This window comes from Futiania mangrovi (assembly GCF_024158125.1).
Taxonomy (GTDB): Bacteria; Pseudomonadota; Alphaproteobacteria; order Futianiales; family Futianiaceae; genus Futiania; species Futiania mangrovi.
Genome location: NZ_JAMZFT010000001.1, coordinates 818,737 through 841,448, shown reverse-complemented (window position 1 = coordinate 841,448; position 22,712 = coordinate 818,737). Strand labels below are relative to the sequence as shown.

18 protein-coding genes are annotated in these 22,712 nt (G+C 69.3%); 14 read left to right on the top strand and 4 right to left on the bottom strand.

The genetic code is table 11. The annotated features are described in order from the left end of the window. The first annotated feature begins 263 nt into the window (after nt 1-263). The gene (parE, locus tag NJQ99_RS04090; protein WP_269331520.1) at nt 264-2,243 is read left to right on the top strand and encodes a DNA topoisomerase IV subunit B; all 1,980 of its coding nucleotides are present in this window, start codon (nt 264-266) and stop codon (nt 2,241-2,243) included. 152 nt (nt 2,244-2,395) lie between these two features. Further along, a complete protein-coding gene (locus tag NJQ99_RS04085) occupies nt 2,396-2,857 on the top strand; it encodes a hypothetical protein (protein ID WP_269331519.1) in 462 nt (153 codons plus the stop codon). Nucleotides 2,858-2,878: 21 nt separating this feature from the next. Here NJQ99_RS04085 and NJQ99_RS04080 read toward each other — a convergent pair whose 3' ends face one another. Further along, nucleotides 2,879-3,577, bottom strand: a complete 699-nt coding sequence (locus NJQ99_RS04080) for an alpha/beta fold hydrolase (protein ID WP_269331518.1) — start codon at nt 3,575-3,577, stop codon at nt 2,879-2,881. Between the two features lie 240 nt (nt 3,578-3,817). Here NJQ99_RS04080 and NJQ99_RS04075 point away from each other — a divergent pair, with 240 nt between their 5' ends. The 3 genes from NJQ99_RS04075 (at nt 3,818) to NJQ99_RS04065 (ending at nt 7,626) form a co-directional block, all read left to right on the top strand. After that, nucleotides 3,818-5,539 carry a DEAD/DEAH box helicase gene (locus NJQ99_RS04075; RefSeq protein WP_269331517.1) on the top strand — a complete coding sequence of 574 codons (1,722 nt, stop codon included), beginning with the start codon at nt 3,818-3,820 and terminating at the stop codon, nt 5,537-5,539. 103 nt (nt 5,540-5,642) lie between these two features. Then, a complete protein-coding gene (locus NJQ99_RS04070) occupies nt 5,643-6,731 on the top strand; it encodes a GGDEF domain-containing protein (RefSeq protein WP_269331516.1) in 1,089 nt (362 codons plus the stop codon). A 94-nt stretch (nt 6,732-6,825) separates the two neighbouring features. Continuing rightward, on the top strand, nt 6,826-7,626 hold the full coding sequence (locus tag NJQ99_RS04065) for an enoyl-CoA hydratase/isomerase (protein ID WP_269331515.1): 801 nt from the start codon (nt 6,826-6,828) through the stop codon (nt 7,624-7,626). Nucleotides 7,627-7,657: 31 nt separating this feature from the next. Here the strand turns inward: NJQ99_RS04065 and NJQ99_RS04060 are convergent, their stop codons facing one another. Then, nucleotides 7,658-12,004, bottom strand: coding sequence for a translocation/assembly module TamB domain-containing protein (locus NJQ99_RS04060; RefSeq protein WP_269331514.1), 4,347 nt, complete (start codon nt 12,002-12,004; stop codon nt 7,658-7,660). Continuing rightward, a complete protein-coding gene (locus NJQ99_RS04055; protein WP_269331513.1) occupies nt 12,004-13,959 on the bottom strand; it encodes an autotransporter assembly complex protein TamA in 1,956 nt (651 codons plus the stop codon). The genes NJQ99_RS04060 and NJQ99_RS04055 overlap by 1 nt, the downstream gene beginning before the upstream one ends. Nucleotides 13,960-14,475: 516 nt before the next feature. Between NJQ99_RS04055 and NJQ99_RS04050 the strand changes: the two genes are divergently transcribed. The 9 genes from NJQ99_RS04050 (at nt 14,476) to NJQ99_RS04010 (ending at nt 21,325) form a co-directional block, all read left to right on the top strand. After that, nucleotides 14,476-15,582: an extracellular solute-binding protein gene (locus NJQ99_RS04050; protein WP_269331512.1), complete on the top strand. Its 1,107-nt coding sequence runs from the start codon at nt 14,476-14,478 to the stop codon at nt 15,580-15,582. Between the two features lie 40 nt (nt 15,583-15,622). After that, the gene (locus NJQ99_RS04045; protein ID WP_269331511.1) at nt 15,623-16,534 is read left to right on the top strand and encodes an ABC transporter permease; all 912 of its coding nucleotides are present in this window, start codon (nt 15,623-15,625) and stop codon (nt 16,532-16,534) included. After that, nucleotides 16,527-17,330: an ABC transporter permease gene (locus tag NJQ99_RS04040; RefSeq protein ID WP_269331510.1), complete on the top strand. Its 804-nt coding sequence runs from the start codon at nt 16,527-16,529 to the stop codon at nt 17,328-17,330. Before NJQ99_RS04045 ends, NJQ99_RS04040 begins: the two co-directional genes overlap by 8 nt. A gap of 7 nt (nt 17,331-17,337) precedes the next feature. Beyond that, nucleotides 17,338-18,414, top strand: coding sequence for an ABC transporter ATP-binding protein (locus tag NJQ99_RS04035; protein WP_269331509.1), 1,077 nt, complete (start codon nt 17,338-17,340; stop codon nt 18,412-18,414). 28 nt (nt 18,415-18,442) lie between these two features. Next, nucleotides 18,443-18,775: an SH3-like domain-containing protein gene (locus NJQ99_RS04030; RefSeq protein ID WP_269331508.1), complete on the top strand. Its 333-nt coding sequence runs from the start codon at nt 18,443-18,445 to the stop codon at nt 18,773-18,775. Continuing rightward, a complete protein-coding gene (locus NJQ99_RS04025) occupies nt 18,768-19,091 on the top strand; it encodes an SH3-like domain-containing protein (RefSeq protein WP_269331507.1) in 324 nt (107 codons plus the stop codon). The genes NJQ99_RS04030 and NJQ99_RS04025 overlap by 8 nt, the downstream gene beginning before the upstream one ends. Further along, nucleotides 19,084-19,743 (top strand): nitrile hydratase subunit alpha, encoded by a 660-nt coding sequence (gene nthA, locus NJQ99_RS04020; protein WP_269331506.1) that lies wholly within the window; start codon nt 19,084-19,086, stop codon nt 19,741-19,743. Before NJQ99_RS04025 ends, nthA begins: the two co-directional genes overlap by 8 nt. 190 nt (nt 19,744-19,933) lie before the next feature. Beyond that, nucleotides 19,934-20,848 (top strand): SPFH domain-containing protein, encoded by a 915-nt coding sequence (locus NJQ99_RS04015; RefSeq protein ID WP_269332071.1) that lies wholly within the window; start codon nt 19,934-19,936, stop codon nt 20,846-20,848. Between the two features lie 27 nt (nt 20,849-20,875). Further along, nucleotides 20,876-21,325, top strand: coding sequence for an NfeD family protein (locus NJQ99_RS04010; protein ID WP_269331505.1), 450 nt, complete (start codon nt 20,876-20,878; stop codon nt 21,323-21,325). Between the two features lie 34 nt (nt 21,326-21,359). On the opposite strand, the gene NJQ99_RS04005 is transcribed toward NJQ99_RS04010, so the two are convergent. Continuing rightward, nucleotides 21,360-22,583, bottom strand: a complete 1,224-nt coding sequence (locus NJQ99_RS04005) for an alpha/beta fold hydrolase (protein ID WP_269331504.1) — start codon at nt 22,581-22,583, stop codon at nt 21,360-21,362. Nucleotides 22,584-22,712 lie beyond the last annotated feature (129 nt).

Genomic DNA, 22,712 nt, shown 5'->3' with positions numbered 1-22,712 from the left:
TGATTTACATGAGTATATTTAACACCTCGCGGCCGTGCCATCCGGAGCCGGGAGTTTGGCACGCTCCTCGCAATACCATTTCCACGAGGTCTCTCTCCTCTCCAGGCCGCGTCCCCCGCACAGGGCGCGACCCTCGACCTCCTCCGCAAGGCGCGCAATGCCGGCCGGTCCCCCTCCCGGCCGGCATTGCCGTTTCCGGGTTTGGCGTGCGATACCCCGCGTCCTAGACTTCACCGAGCGATTCCCTGGCGCGTGGGCAGCATATGGCAAGCGACGTCGATCTTTTCGCAGATCCATCCGCGGACACGGGCAGCAGCTACACCGCCCGCGACATCGAGGTGCTGGAGGGGCTGGAGCCCGTCCGCCGCCGCCCGGGCATGTACATCGGCGGCACCGACGAGCGCGCCTATCACCACATGGCGGCCGAGGTGCTCGACAACTCGATGGACGAGGCGGTCGCGGGCCATGCGAGCCGCATCGAGATCGAGCTTTCCGCCGACGGCACGCTTGCCATCCGGGACAACGGACGCGGCATCCCGATCGACCCGCACCCACGCCACCCGGACACCTCCGCGCTCGAGGTCATCATGACCACGCTGCACGCGGGCGGAAAGTTCTCCAGCAAGGCCTACGAGACGTCGGGCGGCCTTCATGGCGTCGGCATCTCGGTCGTGAACGCGCTGTCCGACAGGCTGGAGGTCGAGGTGGTGCGCGACCGCCGCCTGTGGCGCCAGACCTATTCGCGCGGCCACCCGACGAGCGCGCTGGAAGACAAGGGACCGATCCAGAACCGGCGCGGCACGCTCGTCCGCTTCCACCCGGACCCGGAAATCTTCGGGGAGGCAGCGCGCTTCCGCCCTGCCCGCCTCTACCGCATGGCGCGGTCGAAGGCCTTCCTCTATCGCGGGGTCGAGATCCGCTGGACCTGCGCGCCGGAACTGCTGGCGGGCAAGGACGGGCCGCCGGAGACGGACAGCTTCCACTTCCCCGGCGGGCTTGCCGACTTCCTCGCCGTCGAGCTTGAGGATGCGCGCACCGTCACGCCGGAGCCGTTCTCGGGCGTGGTGAAGTTCGCCGACCGGCCGGGCTCGGTCGAATGGGCGGTCGCGTGGACGCTCGACGTGGAGGCGGGGCTTTCCTCCTTCTGCAACACGGTTCCCACGCCGCAGGGCGGCACGCACGAGCAGGGCCTGCGCGCCGCGCTCGCCAAGGGGCTCAAGGCCTATGGCGCTTTGAAGAACGTCAAGAAGGCGGGCATCGTCCAGCCTGACGACGTGATGGGCACGGTCGCGGGCCTCATTTCCGTTTTCGTCCGGGAGCCGGAGTTCCAGGGCCAGACCAAGGAGAAGCTCGCGACCGCCGAGGTCGCCCGCGTCGTCGAGAATGCGGTGCGCGACCATTTCGACCATTGGCTCTCCGGCCATCCGGCGATGGCGGACGCGCTGCTGGAATGGGTCATCGACCGGGCGGAGGAGCGCACACGACGGCGCGCGGAGAAGGAGGTCTCCCGCCGCACGGCCACGCGCAAGCTCAGGCTTCCGGGCAAGCTCGCCGATTGCACCGCCGCGGAGCGCCAGGGGACCGAGATCTTCATCGTCGAGGGCGATTCCGCCGGCGGGTCGGCCAAGCAGGCGCGCGCACGGGCGAACCAGGCCGTCCTGCCCTTGCGCGGCAAGATCCTGAACGTGGCGAGCGCGGGCGCGGGCAAGCTCGACGCCAACCGGGAGCTTTCGGACCTCGTGCAGGCCTTGGGCTGCGGCACCGGGACGAAATACCGCGAGGACGACCTGCGCTACGACAAGGTCATCATCATGACCGACGCCGACGTCGACGGCGCACACATCGCCTCGCTGCTGATGACCTTCTTCTACCGGGAGATGCGCAGCCTGATCGACCAGGGCCACCTCTATCTCGCGATCCCGCCGCTCTACCGGCTGAGCCAGGGCGGGCGCAGCTTCTATGCCCGCGACGAGGCGCACCGGGACGAGATCGTCGCGCAGGAGTTCAAGGGCAGCACGAAGGTCGAGGTCAGCCGCTTCAAGGGCCTGGGCGAGATGATGCCCGCCCAGCTGCGCGAAACCACGATGGACCCGAAGACCCGCTCCCTCCTGCGCGTCACCATCCCGATGGCGGAGCGCATGGACACGGGCGAGCTTGTCGAGCAGCTGATGGGCAAGAAGGCGGAGCGGCGCTTCGCCTATATCTCCGAAAACGCCGCCTTCGTGACCGACATCGACATCTGACCCCTCTCCCCAAGACGCTTGCGTGCTCCCATATTCGCTGAAACGGGAACACCAACGCTTTTCAGGCGGGAGAGGCGAACATGGGCATGTCGGGGATCAGGTCGGCGGTTCTGGCCGTGGCTGGCGGTGCATTTCTCGCAGGATGTGCAGGCATGTCGACGGTCAGCCGGGTCGACTGGGACACCTTCTATTCGCCGGGCCTGGTGAGGACGGCGTCCGTCGGCGGCATGCCGACCGAGGTGATCGGCGCAGACCCGGTTGCGGCCACGCAAGGGTTGACGCTTCCGGCCTATGTGGGCGGCGCGGGCCTCCGCCCCGTCGAGCCCGGCACGGTCAAGAACCGCCTCGTCCTGGTGTTCAACCCGGCGCGGCCCGCCAACGAGAAATCGATCTGCCTCGGCGATGCGCCGGTGGCGGCCCGCGACGGCGGGCTGAAGGTGACGGCCGTGCTGTGCTACGGCGGGTTCGCCTATGCGCACGGTATGGTGACCAACAGCGCCGTTCCCGGTCCTGGCGCGCCCGGCTACGCGCAGAGCATGCGCGACGTGTTCGTGGCGATGATGCCCGCGGTCAATCCGCATATCGAGCTTGACGGGCGGGAGTGGAACGACTGAAGGCGACACCCCTGACGGGGATCAGCCGACCAGCCAGTCCTTGAGGATGGCGTTCACCGCCTCCGGCCGCTCCAGCGTCGGCAGGTGGCCGCAGTCCTCGACGATCTCCAGCCGCGCCGTGGGGATGGCGTCCGCCATCTCCTCGGCCAGCGACAGCGGCGTCAGCGCATCCTGCCGGCCGCAGACGACGACTGTCGGGCACTGGATCGACGGCAGCAGCGGGCGGCTGTCGGCGCGGCCCATGATCGCGGTCTGCTGCCGCTTGAACGCCTCGCGGCCGGTGTCCTTCGCCATCTGCATGATCGTCTCGACCAGCGGGGCATCGTGCAGCCGGTCCTCGTGGATGAAGAGCGGCAGGAGCCCGCGGGTGACGCCCTTGAACTTCCCGTGGTCGGCCTGGTCGATCAGGCCGGCGCGGCGTTTGCGCTGCTCGTCGGTGTCGGGCCGGGCGGATGTGTCCATGAGAGCGAGCTTCGTCACCCGCTCCGGCGCCTGGCGCATGATCTCGAAGGCGATGTAGCCGCCCATGGACAAGCCCCCCAGCGCGAAGAAGCGCGGCGCCTCCTCCAGGATCGCGGCGGCGATCGCGGCCATGCTGTCGTGGCGGCGGTGGTCCGCCACCATGATGTCGGCATAGGGCGAGAGCGCATCGATCTGCGGCGCATAGAGTGCGTCCGTGCAGATCAGGCCGGGCACCAGCACAAGGTTCTGTCGATCCATCCCGAATAGTCCGTTCATGTCCTGTGGCGGGCAACGCAGACACCGAATTCCGGGGCCGGTCAACCCGCAACTTGGGCGCAAGATTGGAACGATTTGACAATATAGGGAAAAGCAATATGGTGCGGGCGGTTCAGCCGGAGAGATCCGGAGGCAATCGTCGCGCGCGCCGGATCTGCCGCCTGGACCGACGACCAGTTCCCCGGAATGTCCGGGGCGGCGCATGGAGCACGTAAGACCCACATGAGTTTCGACACTCTCGGCCTCCACCCCGAGGTTCTTCGCGCGGTCCGCGAGGCCGGGTACGAAAAGCCCACCCCCATCCAGGAGCAGGCGATCCCCCAGGTGATCGCCGGCCGCGACGTTCTGGGCATCGCCCAGACGGGCACGGGCAAGACCGCATCCTTCACGCTGCCGATGCTGACGATCCTCGCGCAGGGCCGCTCCAAGGCACGCATGCCGCGCACGCTGATCCTGGAGCCGACGCGGGAACTGGCCGCCCAGGTCGCAGAATCGTTCGAGGTCTACGGCAAGCACCTCAAGCTGACCATGGCGCTTCTCATCGGCGGCGTGTCCTTCGCCGACCAGGAAGCCAAGCTGAACCGCGGCGTCGACGTGCTGATCGCCACGCCCGGCCGCCTGCTCGACCATTTCGAGCGCGGCAAGGTCCTGCTGACGGGTGTGCAGGTTCTCGTCGTGGACGAGGCGGACCGGATGCTCGACATGGGCTTCATCCCGGATGTCGAGCGCATCTGCAAGCTGACCCCCTTCACGCGCCAGACGCTGTTCTTCTCCGCGACCATGCCGCCGGAGATCCAGCGCATCACCTCCGCCTTCCTGACGAACCCGGTGAAGATCGAGGTGGCGCGCGCCTCCACGACCGCGGAAACGGTCGCCCAGTCGCTCATCCAGACGACGCGCACCGCCAAGCGTGGCAAGCTGATCGAGGCGCTGAAGGCGGAGGACGTGAAGAACGCCATCGTCTTCTGCAACCGCAAGCGCGATGTCGGCACGCTGGCCAAGTCGCTGGAGAAGGCCGGCTTCACCGCCGGCGCGCTTCATGGCGACCTCGACCAGAGCGTGCGGATGAAGGTGCTCGACCAGTTCAAGACCGACCAGATCCAGATCCTTGTGGCCAGCGACGTGGCCGCGCGCGGCCTCGACATCCCGGCGGTGAGCCATGTCGTCAACTACGACGTCCCGATCCACCCGGAGGACTACGTCCACCGCATCGGCCGCACCGGCCGGGCGGGAAAGTCCGGCAAGGCGATCACCATCGCGACCGAGGACGAGGCGAAGTACGTCGACCGTATCGAGAAGCTGATCCAGCGCGAGATCCCGCGCGAGGGCAGCAAACCCGCCCCGGCGCACAAGGCCGCCGGACAAGAGCCCTCCCCCGCCGGCGAGACGCCTGCCGAGAAGAGCGCCGACAAGGGCAAGGACCGGCGCAAGGGCCGCAGGGGCGAAGGCAGCAAGCCCGTCCAGGACACCGCTGCACCCGCCCGGCAGCCGGAACCGCGGGAGGAGGCGGCACCCGCTGCGCGCGAGCCCCGGCGCGAGGCGCCCACGCAGCAGGACCGGCAGCAGGACCGCAAGGGCGACCGGCGCGATCGTGGGCGCGACCGCGACCGCGGCCGTGACCGCGACCGCGACCGCGACGAACCGGTGAAGGGTCTGGGCGACCACGTTCCGGACTTCCTGCTGCGGCCCGTCTTCCCGACCGCGTCTTCGGAGAAGGAGAAGCCTGCGGAGAAGGCGGCGCCGGCACGGACGGCATCTGCGAAGGCAGCCAAGCCGTCCCGCGCCAAGGCGGCCAAGCCCGCAAAGGCCGCGAAGGCAGAGGGGGCGGAAGCACCCGCGGCCGCCGGCGACGACACCGCACCCGCCGCGAAGAAGAAGGCTCCCGCGCGCAAGCCTGCTGCCCGGCGCACGAAGAAGGCTGCCGACGCTGCCAGCGAAAGCTGAGCGGATGAACCGCCGCGCACGGTAAAGGCATTCTTTACCAACGCACCTCCACACTCATGACGTGCAGTTGCACTGCAATCTGTCATGATCAACGAGGCTGGCGGTGACGGACATCGACGAAATCGGCAAGACGGTCGATTATTGCTCGCGGGCAATGGCCCTGATGGCACGGTTCGGCATCGATCCGCACCCGGTCCATTACGAGGTGTGGTACACCTATGCCGCCGGCACCAATGCCGACCTGACGCGGGCCATCGACAACCACCTGCAGAAGAACGGCAACGCCATCACCGGCGAGGTCTCGGAGACGCTGTGGCGCCAGTATTGCGGCCGCCATGCGACAAACGAGGCGATCGAGCAGGCCTCGGAGCAGATGGCCGGGCACATCGACCGGATCGTCGAGCACCTCGAGCGGGCGGCTCACGATTCCAATGCGTTCAGCAATGCGCTGGAAGGCGTGACAAGCTCGGTGGAGGGGGAAACGGACCCTGCCGCCCTGCGCACCGTGGTCGCCCGCCTCGTCGATGCGTCCCGCAAGATGGAAGCCAAGTCGCGCGCGCTCGAAACCGAACTCGAGACCTCCGTCACCGAGATCAAGCGCCTGCGGGACACGCTGGAGACAACGAAGCGCGAGGCCACCACCGATACCCTGACCGGCCTTGCCAACCGTCACTATTTCGAGGAAAAGCTGCAGCGCGCCGTGCGCGAGGCCGTCGAGAACAAGCAGCAGCTGTCTCTGATCCTTGGCGACATCGACCATTTCAACGCCTTCAACGAGACCTGGGGCCACCTGACCGGCGACCAGGTACTGCGGCTCGTCGGCGGCTGTCTCAGCGAGAACGTGAAGGGCCGCGACATCGCCGCACGCTTCGGCGGCGAGGAATTCGCGGTGATCTTCCCGCAGACGGGGCTGAAGGGTGCGCGCATCGTCGCCAACCACATCCGCCAGACCGTCGAACGCAAGAAGATCGTCAAGAAATCGACCGGCGAGACCCTGGGGCGTATCACCATGTCCTTCGGCGCGGTCGAGTACCACGCGGGCGAACGGATGGGCGACATGCTGCAGCGGGCCGAGCGTGCCCTGCGCGTGGCGAAGATGCGCGGCCGCAACATCACCGTCGGCGAGGACGAACTGGGCCAGGACGCGACCGTTCCGCCCCCGGCTTCCGCATCGGTCCGGGGCGCCGCCTGAGCCGGCCTTCGCAGGTATCTGCCCCCGTCCCTGCTTGACCGCCCGGCGCGCTTGCCCGCACCCTTGCGGCCACGCAAGGGGGAACGCCGCGGCCATGACCTATTCCACGCTGACGCTCGCCATCGAGGACGGCCTCGCCGTGCTCGCCTTCAACCGCCCGCAGGCGATGAACGCGGTCAACCGCCAGATGCTCGACGACCTCGATCAGGCGCTCAGGCAGATCGCCGACCCCGCGGCAGGCGTGCGTTGTCTGCTGCTGACGGGGGAGGGCCGCGGGTTCTGCGCGGGCGCCGATCTCTCCGACGCCAGTCTCATCGCGCCCGGCCCCGACGGCAGCCGCGACGTCGGCCAGGTGCTGGAACGCTGTTACAATCCCCTCATGCTCAGGCTGCGCGACCTGCCGATGCCAGTCGTCACCGCGGTCAACGGGGCCGCCGCCGGTGTGGGCATGAGCTTCGCGCTGATGGGCGACATCGTGATCGCCGCCGAAAGCGCCTATTTCCTGCAGGCGTTCCGGCACATCGGCCTCGTCCCCGACGGCGGGGCGACGTGGCTTCTGCCGCGCCTCGTCGGACGGGCGCGCGCGCTGGAGCTTTCGATGCTGGGGGAAAAGCTGCCCGCCGGGACCGCCCGCGAATGGGGCCTCGTCACGCGCGTCGTGCCGGATGCGCGGCTGCGGGAGGAGGCAACCGCACTCGCCCGCCAGCTTGCCGCGGGGCCGACCGTTGCACTGGGGCTGATCCGCAAGGCCTATTGGGCGAGCCTCGAGAACGGCTACGAAGCGCAGCTTCATCACGAGCGGGTGGCCCAGAAGTCCGCGGGCAACACGGACGATTTCGCCGAGGGCGTCGCCGCCTTCCTGGCCAAGCGGCCGCCGGTCTACAAGGGGCGCTGACGGCAGGGCCGCTGCGGACGGGCGGGCACGCTCAATAGTCGTAGCGCCAGTTGACGCCGGCGCTGGTGTTGCCCTCCTGGCCCACCTCGGTGTCAACCGTGATCCGGTCGGTGATCTCCACCTCGACGAGCACCGAACCGCCGCGCCCGTCGAGCGGCTGCTTGGTGCCGACGAACACGCCTTCGGCGACATAGCTCCCGACCGAGACGCTTGCCGCCTCGCCTTCGGCCTCGCCGCCCTCGACCCGCAGCACGTCCACTCCCAGCGCGCCGCGAAGGCTGTCGATCACCCCCGCCTCCCCAGACAGCAACGTGGCCACGCCCGAGGCAAGCTGCAGCGCCTCCAGCGCGCTCATGGACTGTGCCGACTTGCCGAACAGGACCCGGGGCAGCACCTCGTCCTCCGGCAGGCCGGGGGTGGAGGAAAACGCGATTTCCGGCGCGGTCGCGGTGCCGAAGATCTCGATCCGGCCCGTCACGTCGTTCGCCTCCCGGGTCAGCACAAGATCCACGGCGGGCGACGGCGGGGTCGCGCCCGAGAAGCGCACTTCGCCCCGCTCGATCTCGAAGCTGCGCCCGATGAAGTCGAGATAGCCGCGGCGCGCCTCGATCGTGCCGACGACGCGGGGCGCCGCAGCGGTGCCACCGATCTTCAGCGCCCCGCCCCACTCACTTTCGAGCCCGCGCCCGCGGACGAACACCCGCTGGGGCATCTCCACGGCGATATCGAGCGGCACGCGGATGGCACGGTCCTGGCGGGCACGGCCCTCTGCCTCGGGCGGATCGCCGGGGAAGCGCACGTCCAGCGTGACGATGCTGGGCGGAAGCTTGTTCAGCAGACGCACTTCCACGAAGTCGGCGGCAAGCCTGCCGGTCACGGCCAGCTCGCGCCCGTCGCCCGAAGCGCGCACCTCCCCCGTCATCTGCGCCACGGCCTCGTCCCGGCGCACCAGAAGCGCATTGTCGAACCGGAGACCGGTGTCGAGGGTGAAAACCTCCTCCCCGCCGAGTGTCAGGCGCCCCTCCCCCTCGACGCGGCCCTTCGCGCCGTCGGTTCCCGTCAGCCGCCACGATACGGCATCGGTACCGGCAAGGTCGGTCTCGAGCCGCAGGTCCGCCAGATAGGTGCCCGAGACGAGGTTCTCGTAGACTCCGTCGGCCAGACGCACCTGACCGGAAACCCGCGGTGTCTCGATGCTGCCCGCCACTTTCAGGTCGATGACGCCCTGCCCCTCGAGGATATGGTCCGGCAGGGGGGCAAGCGCCCACAGCGGCGCGACGTCGCCTTGCCAGTCGAGCGCTCCGTCGATCTCCGCCCCCTTCGGCACGACAACAGGCACCGGACCTCTGCGCCCGGGGACGAGCGGCAGCGAAAGCCGCCCGCGCACGGGTGCTGCCTCCCCCGCCCTGGCCGTCAGTCCCGCGCCCAGCATGCGCCCGTCCCAGTCCGCCTCCAGCGCGAGGTCGAGGCCGCCGTCCCCCGCGCCGCCCGCGCTCAGCCCGTCGGTCGCAAGCCTGACCGTCCCGCCAGCGTCGCGCCCGCCGGTACGCACGTCCACGCGGCCCGAGAGCGTGCCCGCAAGACCCGTGCGCCCAGACGCCGCCCGCACCAGCCGCAGCGGCACCCCCTCCAGCGCAAGGTCCGCGGCGATGGCGCGCGCGCCGGCCGAAAGCTGGCCCTGGATCCGCCCTTCTGCAGCCAGCAGATCGAGCCCCTCCAACCGCGTCTGACCGCCGCCGAGCCTCACGTCGAGCGCGTCGGCGAGCGCGAAATGCTCCTCCGCATAGCGCACGTCGAGCCGGCGCACCTCCACCCGGGGCGCGTCTCCCGCGAGGTCGGCCGTCCCGCCCCCGGAGACCAGAAGGGGCGCCGCCACCGGCGCCGAGGTCCGCCCGTCCGCCGCCACCTCCCACACGAGCCCGGCGAGCGGGCCGTCCGCGCTTGCCGTCACCCGCGAGAACCCGGCGCGCGGCAGCGACACGCTGTCGGCGGTGACGACCGCATCGATGCCGGACATGGTCCCGACGTCGCCCACGCGCATTGCCGCCCTCAGCCCGGCGATCTCCGCCGCGCCGCTGCGCACGTCGCGTGCATCCACGACCACGCGCGCCGCCTGCGCCCGTCCGTTGGCTGCCAGCTGCAAGTCCGCCCGGCCCGTCCCCGCGAGGTCGAGGCCCGCGAGCCGTCCCACTCCCCCGAGATCGCGCGCGGTGAGCGCGAGGCTGCCCGTTGCCGGCCGCCCATCGAGTGGAACCCGGGCCTTTCCGCTCGCTGCGAGGCCGAGCAGCGACGCCTCGATCCGCGCAAGGTCGAGAACCCCGTCCACGGTCCGGAAACGCGCCTCACCCGCACCGTCGCCAAGCTGGCTGCCCGCGACCTCCAGGCGCACCGAACCCCTGGGGCCCCCGTCTTCCATTGCAACATCATGGGCAAGGCTCACGCGCCCCAGCTGCGCACCGTTGATACGGGCTTCCGCGAGGCGCACCTCGCCAACCGCCGCCGGGGCCAGGAGGGGGCCGCGGACACGGCCCTCTGCCGAGAGCGCCCCGCGCGCATCCGCGCCCGCGGCGCCCGCGATCCCCGCCACGTCGGGCACCGAGAGGGTGTAGTCGAGGTCGCCCCGCTGCGCTTCCAGATCGGCCTCGCCCTCCGCCGTGGCGGTCAGCGCGCCCGTCTCGATCCGCGCGGGCGAAAGCCGCACGACGCGCGCATCGTCCGTCCGCACCGTCGCCACCGCATCCACGCGCCCCGCGAGAACCGCCGCGATCAGCGCGTCCGCGCTGTCGAGCCCCCGTCCGGCAAGCTGCACGTCGGCATCGAGCGCGCCATCGAGACGCGCGCGGCGCACGTCCGCAGTCAGCGTCGCCCCACCCCGGAGATCCTGCCCGGCGAACGCTGCCAGCGGGGCAAGATCCGTCGCCGCGATGCGCAGCCGCCCGCTTGCCTCTCCCGCGCCGGTGTCGAAGCGGCCCTCCCCACGTGCCTCGACCACGCGCGAGGCGACCGAGAAGCGGGCGACCTCGGCGATACCGGCCGCGTACCGCCCTTCTGCCTCCACCGCGATCTCCGGGCCGAGCAAGGCGGTCAGGTCGGGCCGGCCGGCGAGTCCCGGACCGCGCGCGACCAGGCTTGCGTCGCCTTCCACGGCGCCTCCCGAGACCGCAACACGGGCATCGAGGTCGAGGGAGGCCGCGGCGGCATCCGGCGTCGCTACCTCCTCGACCCGGCCCTGAACCGAGAAACGGGGCGCGGCGGCGGATCCGCGCACCGCGATGTCGAGACCCGCGCCCTTCACCGTCGCGGGCGCAAGGAAGGGATCGAGCAGACGGGCACCCTCCTCCGGCACATCGGCGCGCATGTCGATGGCGATGTCGTTCAAGGTCCGTGCGAAATCGCCCCGCGCGTCGAGGCGGCCCGCGGCGAGGCGGAACCGCGCCCGCTCCAGCGCGACGCGCCCGTCCCCGCCCTCGCGCGCGGCGATGTCGAGGTGTGCGGCCTGGCCGATCGCCGCGGCGATCTCCGGGGCAAGCCGGTCCCCCGGCGTCAGCGTCACGTCGGCAGCGACCGACAAGGGGCCGGCCCAGGCCGCGGACGCGGTGCCGTCGACCGCCCCGTATCCCTCGACGCTTGCCGCAAGCGCCCCGCCCCAGTCCGTCGGGGGACCGTCGGCGTCGAGCGCCAGCGACACCGCCGGCGCATCGGGCAGTCCCACGAGCCGGGCGACGAGCCCCCCTTGCGGTTCGGCGAAACGCACGCGCGCCTTCAGCGTGTCGGCGACGAAGTCCCGCGTCATGTCAAGGTCGAGCGTCGCACCCACCCCGTCGGTCCGTTCCGCCTCCAGCCGGATCGACTGCACGTCGCCGATGTCGCGGAAGGCACCGGCGGCGGTGAGCGTCGCGGCCTCTGGCAGGATCGTGTCGGCGACGGTGAGCCGGGTCAGCACAAGCTCGGCGATTTCCACGCCGAGCGGTGCGCGCGGCCAGCGGATGCCGCCCGCCGCCTCGTCACCGCCCCCGTTCTCAGGCGCATCGCCCGTCACGGGCAGCCGCTTCAGGTCGACGTCCTCCAGCCGCAGCAGCGACAGGTTGATTTCGCCGCGCAGCAGCGCGGAGGGCGACCAGTCGAGCGCCACCCGTTCCGCCGACAGCCACACCCCCTCGCGGTCGGCGACCGAGAAGCCTTCGAGCGTCGTGAAGCCGTCCTCCCCCTCGATCAGATTGCCGACCGTCAGTTCGAACTCGCCCGGCACGTTGATCTGGCGGATGACGAACTGGATGAAGCTGTTCGTCACCCCCTCGAACGACAGGAAGGCCGCCGACGGCCCCGCCGGAAGCAGCAGCATGCCCACGAGGGCCAGAAGGATCGCCGCATGCCGCATCAGAATGCCTGCCCGATGGAGATGTAGAACTCGAACGCATTGTCCGCGTCGCGCGGATTGAGCGGGACCGCGACGTCAGCGCGGATCGGGCCGATGGGGCTGTAGTAACGCAGGCCAAGGCCTGCCGCATATTGCAGCCCCTCGTTGAAGTCGGGGTACTCCGTCGTGCTGACCGAGCCCATGTCCACGAAGGGCACGACGCCGACGGTGTCGGTGACGCGCGCGCGCATCTCCATGCCGAACTCCACGACAGAGCGGCCGCCGAGCGGATCGTTGTTGGCGTCGAGCGGGCCGATGAACCGGCTCTGGTAGCCGCGCACGGACCCGCCGCCGCCCGAATAGAGGCGCCGCGGTGCCGGAATGGTTGCACGCGAGGCGCCGAGGATGCTTCCGATCCGCCCCCGGAAGGCGGCGATGTAGCGGTCGTCGTCGTCGAGCGCCCAATAGGTGGAAGCCGTCGCGTCGAGCACGAGGAAGCTCAGCGCCACGCCGTCCGACACGCCCGCGAACGGCGTCGCCGTCGCCCGCGCCCGCGCGCCCTGCGTCGGGTCGAGAAGATTGTCGGAACTGTCGTAGGCGGCGAAGAGCGGCAGGCCGACGAGATAGCTCATCCGCCGTCCGGTATCGTCCGTGATCTCCTGAACCTCGCCCAGCACGCCGGCGCCTGCGATCCAGCGGGCCGACACCCGCCGCTCCAGGCCGATGCTCGCCGTCGCGCCGATCAGTTCATAGGCGTCGTCGTCTTCCCGCTCGAACGCGAGGCCCGCCAAGAGGTCCTGGTCGGGCCGCAGGAAGCGCGGCTTGACGAAGCGGTTCTCCAGCGTCTGGGCGACGAGGTCGGCGTCGAGCTCGGTGCGGAACCGTTCGCCCCGCCCGAAGAGATTGCGGTGCTCCCAATAGGCACGCACGCCCGGCCCGCCGTCGGTCGAATAGCGCAAGCCGCCGCCGATGGTGCGATGGGGCGCTTCCTCCGCCCTGATGGTGACGGGAAGCGTGACGCTGTCGCCCGCGCCCAGGCCCGCCGGCGCCTCCTCCGGCAGGCGGACGGTCACCACGTCGAACAGGCGCGATGCGGCGAGCGCGCGCTGCACATCGGAGAGATCGCGCTGGTCGGAGAGTGCGCCCGCCTCCCACTCGGCAAAGCCCGCGACATAGTCCGGCTCCAGGCTGTCCAGCCGCTCCACCCGCGTCTCGCCATAGCTCACGCGCGGCCCGGGGTCGATCAGGGTCGAGACGGTGATCGTCTGCGCCTCCGGATCGGCCAGCGCGGTGCGCTTGCCCGCACGCGCATATGGGTGCCCGCGCTCCCGCAGGAAGACGAGCACCGCTCCCTCCGCGGCCACGATGTCCTCCGCGATGGCGGGATGGCCTAAGGGAATGCCGAGCCGCGCCTGCTTCGGCAAGGCGGGGCCCCGGTAGCCGTCGGGCAGCGGGTAGGCCACCTCGGCCAGCCGGAACAGCGGCCCGCGCGTCACGCTCAGAACCACCTGCGCCGTCGGGTCGGTCTGGGAGGCGCCGGTCTGTTCTGCCTCCGCGTCGCCGCGGACCGGGACGCTCGTGCCGGTGCGGACGTCCTCCACCTCCGACGCACCGTCGGGCGGACGAACACGTTCGCCCGTATCCGTCACTTCGACCGTGACCTTCGACTGGTAATAGCCGCGCGAGCGGAGAATCGCGGCGAGCGTCTCCGCATCCGCCTCCGCACGCCTGCTCAGCCGCGCAAGGCTCTGCGGCCTGCGGGCCGCGAGCGTGTAGAGGCGCAGGGAATCCTCCGCCAGTTCCACCAGCGCGGGGTCGTCGAGGCCCTCGATACGGGTCTCGTAGACGATGCCGCCCTCGACCTCGGGCGCGAGGAAGCCGGCACGCTGGTCCCCACCGCCGAACAATCCGCAGCCCGGCAACAGCAATGCCGCTGCCATGAGCACGGCTGCCCTGAAGATATGCCTCACCGTCACCGGACCGCACCACTCCCGCAAATCGGACAGCACCTCGCACCAACACCTAACATGCAAACGGACCCCGGCCAGCAGCACGCATCCGCAGCCGTCCGCCCAGCGGTGAGGCTATCCCATCTGCGGGCAGCGACGCCAATGGCCTTGCCTGCGCAGGCAAGACCGCACAACCGGCAATAGATTGCATACAAACCTGTTCGCCAAGCGCGCTGAAATCAGGGATCTACCCCCTCACGCGATGTTTTTAGCCTTGACGCCACGCCCGAAGGGGCCACAGACTGACCCTATTGTATGCAATGTCGGGGCTGCCCGTCTCCACGGAAGGCCCTGAATCTTGCACCCAAAAGGCGAAACCGCCGCAGACCGCGGGACGCCGCAAAAGCCGGATCAACCGGTGCGCCTGGACGGAGGGAAATCGCGCCGGCGAGCGGGCGGGGGATGGGCCGTGCGTCCCCGCCCTCGAGACGCGCCACCACGGCAAGACGCGCCAGCCAATGGCCGAACAGGGAAGGTTTCACCATGACACGCTCCGACAAGGGCACTCAGTCCGCCACGCGCAGCGACGCCGCGTCCGCCGGGACCACGCGCCGCGGCTTCCTCAAGACGACCGCCGCGGCCGGCGCGGTCGCCATCGCCATGCCTTGGGTCACCACGAAGGCGCGCGCCGCCGGCACGCTCAACATCGTCCTGAACCAGGGCCTGCTCGCCAAGCTCTGGATCGACGAACTGAACCCGAAGTTCGAGAAGCTGACGGGCGCCAGCCTGAACGTCCAGCAGTCGGTGACGTCCAACATGCTGGCGATGCTCAAGACGCAGAAGGACAATCCGCCGGACCTGATGCAGTTCTCCGAAGCCGGCGTCTTCATCGCCGCCGAGCAGGGCTTGCTGCGCCAGCACAACACCGCGAACATCCCGAATTTCGCGATGCTGCGCCCGGCCTTCAACATGGCCGACAACTACTCCGCCGGCTGCATCGACGCGATGCACACGATCCACTACAACACGCAGCGCGTGAAGGAGGCGCCGACCAGCTGGGCTGCCCTCTGGGATCCGGCCAACAAGGGCCTGATCGCGATGCCGCCGGTGACCTGGAACAACGGCGTGCGCATGGTGACGACGGCGGCGCAGATCGCCACCGGCAAGCCCTTCAAGGACGCCCAGTACGAGATCGAGGCGGGCATCGCCAAGCTGGCCGAACTGAAGGACAACGGCGTCACCGTCTACACGGGCGCGCCGCAGGCGATCCAGATGATGCAAAGCGGGCAGATCCCGCTGGTGCCCTTCTACGGTGCCTTCGTGAACCCGCTGATCGCGCAGGGTGCGCCCATCGCGCCGGCGCCCAATCTCGCAGAGGGCACGCACGGCGAGATCGTCGGCCTCAACATGCCGGTGAACGCGCCGAACGTGGAACTGGCGGAGGTGTACGTGAACCTCAGCCTGGAGAAGGAGTTCCAGGCGAAGATCGACAGCGTGCTGCACGCCCGCTGCGGCCACAAGGAGGTGGAGCCGTCGGCCCGCACGCTCGAACTGATCGGCGACCCGAACAACACGCTCTATGCCGACTGGGCCTTCCTGTCGAAGAACCGGCCCATGATCACGGAGAAGTGGAACGAGGTCTTCGGCTGAGGGGCACCCGCCCCTCCCGCGCCTTCGGGAGTTGCCTGGCATGACAGCGACGGCGCCCGCCGTGACACCTGCCGCCGTCCGCCCCCGCGGCGGGCGGTGGCAGCGCCATGCGCCGGCGGCGTTGCTGCTGGCGCCGCTCATGGCGTTCATGCTGATCTTCTACCTCATCCCCATCGGCCAGATGGTGGGCGAGAGTCTGACCTATTGGTCGGGAGACGCGGTGGAGGACAAGGCGACCCCCACCCTCTACCAGTACGAAAAGACGCTGGAGAGCAGCCGGGCAACCGGGTCCATTGTCCGGACCTTCCGCATCTCGCTCCTGTCCGTGGCGATCTGCTTCCTGCTGAGCTACCCCATCGCGCTGTGGCTGCTGTTCGCGGGCCGGAAGCTGCGCACGGGCGTGCTGCTCGTCGTGTTCATCTCGCTCGCCTCCAGCCTGATCGTGCGGAACTACGGCTGGCTCGTCGTCCTCGCCGACGGCGGCCCGGTCAACAACCTGCTGATCGCGCTGGGCCTCACCGAGTTTCCGTTGCGGCTGACCTATTCGGAGGGCGCGATCATCACCGCGCTCGTCCATTACGGGATGCCGTTCATGATCCTGCCGATCTACGGCTCGCTGCTGCGTATCCCCTCGTCGTTCTGGGAGGCGTCGCAATCTCTGGGCGCAACCAGCATGCGCACGCTGTGGCGGGTGATCCTGCCGCTCTCCATGCCGGGCGTGTTCGGTGGCACCATGCTCGTCTTCGCGGTGTCGATGAGCGCGTTCGTCACCCCGCTGATGCTGGGTTCGCCCTCGACCGCCATGGTCTCGCAGGTCGCCGCCGAGCAGCTTCTCGTACAGCTCAACTTCGCCTGGGGCTCGGCGATCATGACGACGCTGACGGTCGTGACGCTCGCCATCGTCGTGCTCTATGCACTGGCCGTGCGAAAGGTGTTCCGGGTCGATGTCTGAGAGGAGCCCCTTCCGCATCGCGCTCGCCGCCCTCGCCTGGGCGTCGATGGCGTTCCTCGTCTTTCCGGTGATCCTGACGGCGGTCGTCTCGCTCAACGATTCCTTCTTTATCGAGTTTCCGCCCAAGGCGTTTTCCTTCCGCTGGTACGAGAACATCGCCGCGATCCACCGTATCGGGGAGGCGACGCTGATCTCGCTGACCATCGCGGTCGCGGCGGCGGCCTTGGCGACGGTGCTGGCGCTCGGGGCGGCGCTGGCCATCGCGCGTCATCCCTTCCCCGCCAAGCCAGCGATCACGGCCTTCCTGCTGTCGCCGGTGACGCTGCCCATGGTGGCAATCGGCATCGCGCTCGTTCAGTTCTTCATCGCCATCGACGCGGCGTTCACCTGGTGGAGCCTCGCCGCAGGCCATGTCGTGCTGGTGATCGCCTACCCGGTGCGCACGCTGGTCGCCTCGCTGACGCTGTCGGACACCTCGCTGGAGGACGCCGCCCGCTCGCTCGGCGCCTCGCGCTGGACGGCCTTCCGCACGGTGACGCTGCCGCAGCTGAAACCCGGCATGGTCAGCGGATTCCTGTTCGCCTTCCTGATCAGCTTCGACAACTACCCGATCAGCGTGTTCCTGGTGCGCGGCGACCTGACCACCATGCCCATCGAGGTGTTCAACTACATCTCGAACAATTTCGACCCGACACCGGCGGCGTTCTCGACCGTCTACATCCTCGTCATCAGCGTGGTGATCGCGGCGGCAGAGTACCGCTACCGCATCATGTCGCTGTCCATTCCCCGCTCGTGAGGTCCAGATGGCCCGTCTCGAACTCGACCGCGTGAACGTCTGGCTGGGGGGCAACCACGTCCTGCAGGACCTGTCCCTGACCGTCGAGGAGGGCGAGTGCATCGCGCTGCTGGGTCCATCGGGGTGCGGCAAGACCACGACGCTGCGCACGGTCGCGGGCTTCATCCAGCCGGACACGGGCGACGTGCGCGTCGGCGGCGCCTCCATCGCGCGCGTGGCCCCGAACAAGCGCAATGTCGGCATCGTGTTCCAGGACTACGCGCTTTTTCCGCACATGACGGTGGCGGAGAACGTGGCCTACGGCCTCGAGATGCGCGGGGTGGCGAAGGCGGAACGCGAGGGCCGCGTGGCGGAAGCCCTCGACCTCGTCCGGCTCGGCGACTTCGGCAGGCGCTACCCGCAGCAGCTTTCGGGCGGGCAGAAGCAGCGAGTGGCGCTTGCCCGCGCCATCGTGATCCGGCCCGACATATTGCTGCTGGACGAGCCGCTGGGCGCGCTCGACCGCAAGCTGCGCGACGCCATGCAGGTGGAACTGAAGCAGCTTCAGCGCAGCCTCGGCATCACCACGATCATCGTCACCCACGACCAGGAGGAGGCGCTCTCCCTCTCCGACCGGATCGCGGTCATGTTCGACGGGCGGCTGCACGCGCTCGACGCGCCCGACCGGCTCTACGAAGCGCCCGACAGCGCCCGCGTCATGGACTTCCTCGGCGCGGTCAACACGCTCTCCGGGACCGCGGAGGCCGCGGGCGACAGCGTCGCCATTGCCTGCGACTGCGGCACGCGGCTTTCCGCGCACATCGAGGGATTGCGGCCAGGCCGGGCGGTCACGCTCGGCATAAGGCCGGAGCATATCGCCCTTCTGCCCGCGGACGCCGACGCGGGCGAGAACGCCGTCGACGCGCAGGTCGAGGAGATCGTCTACAAGGGCGCCTTCGCGGACGTCATCGCGCTCTCCGGCACGGGGCGGCGCTTCCATGTGCGCACCGAGCCCGCGCGGCTGGCAGATGCCGGCGTTGCGCGCGGCGCGCCCGTGCGCCTGCACCTGCCCTCTCGCCACCTGATCCTCGTCGAGGCATCCTGAGCCGAAGAAAAAACGAAGGGAGGACGCCATGAGCGACAACGAACGCAAGGTCAACGACGTGGGCGGCCTGCCCGGCGGGCCCATCGACCTGCACGAACACGCCAACACGCTGCACGAGAAGCGCGTCGACGCACTGGTGATGCTGATGGTCAATCCGCGCATCGGGGCCTTCACGGTCGACTCGCTGCGCCGCGCCATCGAGGAGAACACGCCGCAGGAGTACGCGAGCCTCGGCTATTACTCGAAATGGCTGAAGGCGGTGCGCCAGCTTCTCGTCGAGCAAGCGGTGCTGACCGAGGACGAGATCGAGGCGAAGATGGCGGACGTCCGCAAGCGGATGGAGGCAGAGGCCCATGCTTGAGGTGCCCTATCGCTACAAGCCCGGCGACCGTGTCCGGGTGGCGCAGCAACCGGCGGAGCGGCACTGCCGCACCCCCAGCTACCTGCGCGGCAAGCCGGGCGTCGTGATGTCCGTCACCGGCGCCTACCGCAACCCGTCGCTGCTCGCCTTCCACAAGCCCGGCCTGCCGGTGATCCCGCTCTACCGCGTCTGCTTCCGCCAGGACGACGTGTGGGAGGGCGTGTCCGGCAGCCCCGACAGCGTCGCCGCCGACATCTACGAACACTGGCTCCTGCCCGCAGACGGGAGCGATACCGGGGAGTCCTCCCATGGGTGACCATCATCATCACGACCATGACCATGACCATGCGCCCATCGAGGAAGTGGCAGCAGCGCCCATCGAGGATCGCATCCTCGAGACCGCGATCCGCGAACTTCTGATCGAGAAGGGCGTCATCTCGGCGGAGGACGTGCACCGCCAGATCGACATCGTCGACAGCCGCAACCCCGCGCTCGGCGCGCGCGTCGTGGCGCGGGCGTGGACCGACCCGGACTTCAAGGAACGGCTGCTCGCCCATCCGTTGAAGACCATCCAGGACACGTTCGGCATGGACATGACCACGCCGCTCGAACTCGTGGTGCTGGAAAACACGCCCGAGGTGCACAATGTCGTCGTGTGCACGCTGTGCTCCTGCTACCCGCGGATGCTGCTCGGCATTCCGCCGGCCTGGTACAAGGCCGTCGACTACCGCTCCCGCGTGGTGCGGGAACCGCGCGCGGTGCTGGCGGAGTTCGGCGTGACCCTGCCGGATGCCCAGGAGGTGCGCGTCTCGGATTCGACCGCCGACCTGCGCTTCCTCGTGCTGCCGGCGCGGCCCGAGGGTACCGAGGGCTGGAGCGAGGAGGCACTGGCCGCCATCGTCACCCGCGACTGCATGATCGGCACGGGCCTTCCCGACCCCGCGGTCAAACGCGACGAGGCCGCCTGACGGCTCCTCTCCCGCCCGGAACAGGACGCCGCCCCGGGCTCAGGCTCCGGGCGGCGTTTTCGCGTGAGGGTTTAAGGCTTCCTTAGATACACTCGGGGCAAGAGAATCGATGCCGGTTGCGGACCGCAAGGGGTCCATGCGCCGCCGTCTTGCCAAGGGAGAGGCACCGCCCATGATCGTCACGCCCTTCATGATCGCCACCCTGATCGTCGCGGTCATCGCCGTCGCGATCATCTACGCGGGCATCAAGACCGTTCCGCAGGGCGAGCAATGGACGGTGGAGCGGTTCGGCCGCTACACCCGCACGCTGGAATCCGGCCTGCGCGTGATCGTCCCCTTCGTCGACCAGGTCGGCAAGCGGCTGAGCATCATGGAGCAGGTGCTCGACGTGCCCGAGCAAACCGTCATAACCAAGGACAACGCCGCAGTCATCGCAGACGGCGTCGTCTTCTTCCGCGTCGACAACACGGCGCGCGCCGCCTACCAGGTGCAGAACCTGCACGATGCCATCGTCAATCTCACGACGACGAACCTGCGCTCGGTGATCGGCTCCATGGACCTCGACGACACGCTGTCGAAGCGGGCGGAGATCAACGAGATCCTCATGGGCATCATCGACGAGGCGACCAACCCCTGGGGCGTCAAGATCATGCGGATCGAGATCCGCGACCTGCGCATGTCGGACGAACTGCAGGACGCCATGAACCTGCAGATGACCGCCGAACGCCGCCGCCGCGCCTCGGTGACCGAAGCGAACGGTCTGCGGGAAGCCGAGATCCTAAAGGCGCAAGGACAGAAGGAAGCCGAGATCCTGCGCGCCCAGGGCCTGCGCGAGGCGGCCTTCCTCGAGGCCGAAGCACGCGAGCGCGCCGCCGAAGCCGACGCCAAGGCCACCACCATGGTCTCCCGCGCCATTGCGGAGGGCGACATCCAGGCCGTGCAGTTCTTCCTCGGCCAGAAATATGTCGAGGCGCTGCAAACGATCGGCTCCTCGCCGAACTCCAAGCTCGTGCTCATGCCGCTCGAGGCCGCGGGCGTCACCGGCGCCATCGCGGGCGTGGGCGAACTGGTGAAGTCCATGGGCACAGGACAGGCGGCGCGCTAAGCTCGCCTGGCGGGGGAGGGTCTGGCGATGGAAAACCTCTTCGACCTGACGTGGGGCTGGATCATCGGCGGGCTGATCCTCGCCGGGCTGGAGATCGCGATCCCCGGCGTCTTCCTCATGTGGATCGGTCTCGGTGCCATCGCGACGGGCGTCGTGCTGGCGCTATTCCCCGACCTGCCGTTCGCCTGGCAGGCGCTGTTCTTCGCGGTGCTGATGCTCTCCTCGCTCGGCCTCGGCTTCATGATCCAGAGGCAGAGCAACCGGACGCCCGAGACCCAGCTTCTCAACCACGAGCTTCAGGCGATGATCGGGCGGCGCTATGTCGCGATCACGCCCTTCGCCGCGGGCCGCGGCCGCATCAAGGTTCAGGATTCGAGCTTCGCGGCCATAAGCGACGAGGAGATCGCCGAAGGCGACCTCGTGGAAGTCGTGGCGATTGCCGACGGGCGCCCGCAGGTCGTGAAGCGCACCGCCTGACGCCCGCACACCGCCGCCGCGGTGCGCCTGGGACTCACTCCTCCGCAAACCTTGCCAGCGCCGTGAAGAACGCCTCCCATGCCGGTTCCTGCGGCAGCACGACGTGGTTCTCGCTCTCCAGCATCTGGAACCGGGCGTTCGGGATCGATGCGGCGAGCTTGCGCCCCTGCTCCAACGGCTGGACGCTGTCGTCGCGGGCGTGCATGACCAGGGTCGGCACCGAGATCGTGCCCAGAGCCCCGGTCACGTCGAACCTGTCGATGGCTTCCCTCAGCCGCGCGGCGTTCTCCGGCGAGGTGGTCCGGCGCTGCAGGTCGGTCAGGCTGAGGACCTGCTCGCGCGAGCCTCCCGGAATGAACATCGAGGCGAAGGCCTGGATGAAGCTGCTGCCGGACTTGCCCCAGCCGTGGCGGATGAGCGTCAGCAGGGCCTCCCCCTGTGCCCGCTCCTCCGCGTTCGCGCGCACGAGGCGGCCCCGCCGGTAGCCGCCGTGGAGGACCAGGCGGCTGACCCGGTCGGGGTGCCGGGCGGCATAGGCCGCGGCGATGGGCGCGCCCTGGGACGTGCCGTAGAGCACGAAGCGGTCGAGCCCCTGTGCATCGACGACAGCCTCGAGATCCTCGACGCAGCGGTCGAGCGTGAAGTCCGCTGCATCCCAATCCGAGAGCCCGTTGCCCCGCTGGTCGTAGCGGGTCACGGTGAAACGCGCCCCCAGCGCATCGAGAAACGGCCGCCAGAGCGGGCTCTGCCAGTCATGCTCCAGATGGGTCAGCCAATGCCCTGCCCGGACGAGGTGGGGACCGGACCCGAAGGCCGCATGGGCGATTGCCGTGCCGTCGGCGGACCGGCAGAAGCGCACCACCTGCCGCATCGGGCCACTCTCGGGGCCCGTGCAGGGGGCCCGGTCGGGGCCCAGGTCGGGGCCAGGCGCGGGCGCTTCCCCCTCCGCCGTTGCCGTCACCTCGGGCAAAAAACGAATTCCGCGGCGCGGCACCGTGCGGATCAGCGCCTGACGTGCGCCGTCATCGCCGATTGCGGCGCGGGCTGCCGCGATCTGCGAGGCGACAGCGGCGTCGGAGACGATCCTTCCGCGCCAGACCTCCGCGATCAGGCAGTCCCGCGAGAGCAATTCCCCGGGGCGGGACGCAAGGACGCGCAGCAGGTCGAACGTCATCGGCTCGACGGGAATGGGGACGCCGTCGACGATCAGTTCATGGCTTCCGACACGCAACTCGCATGTGCCGAACCGGTAGATCATGGAAATGAGCCTAGCACGCTTCTTCAGCCCGCGCCCCGCCACACGGGAAAATCCACAACTTCACCAGGAAACGGCAAGCCTGTCCCCAAGCGGGAGCCGCCGGGCCACGTCAGCATGTCGGCACGCCAA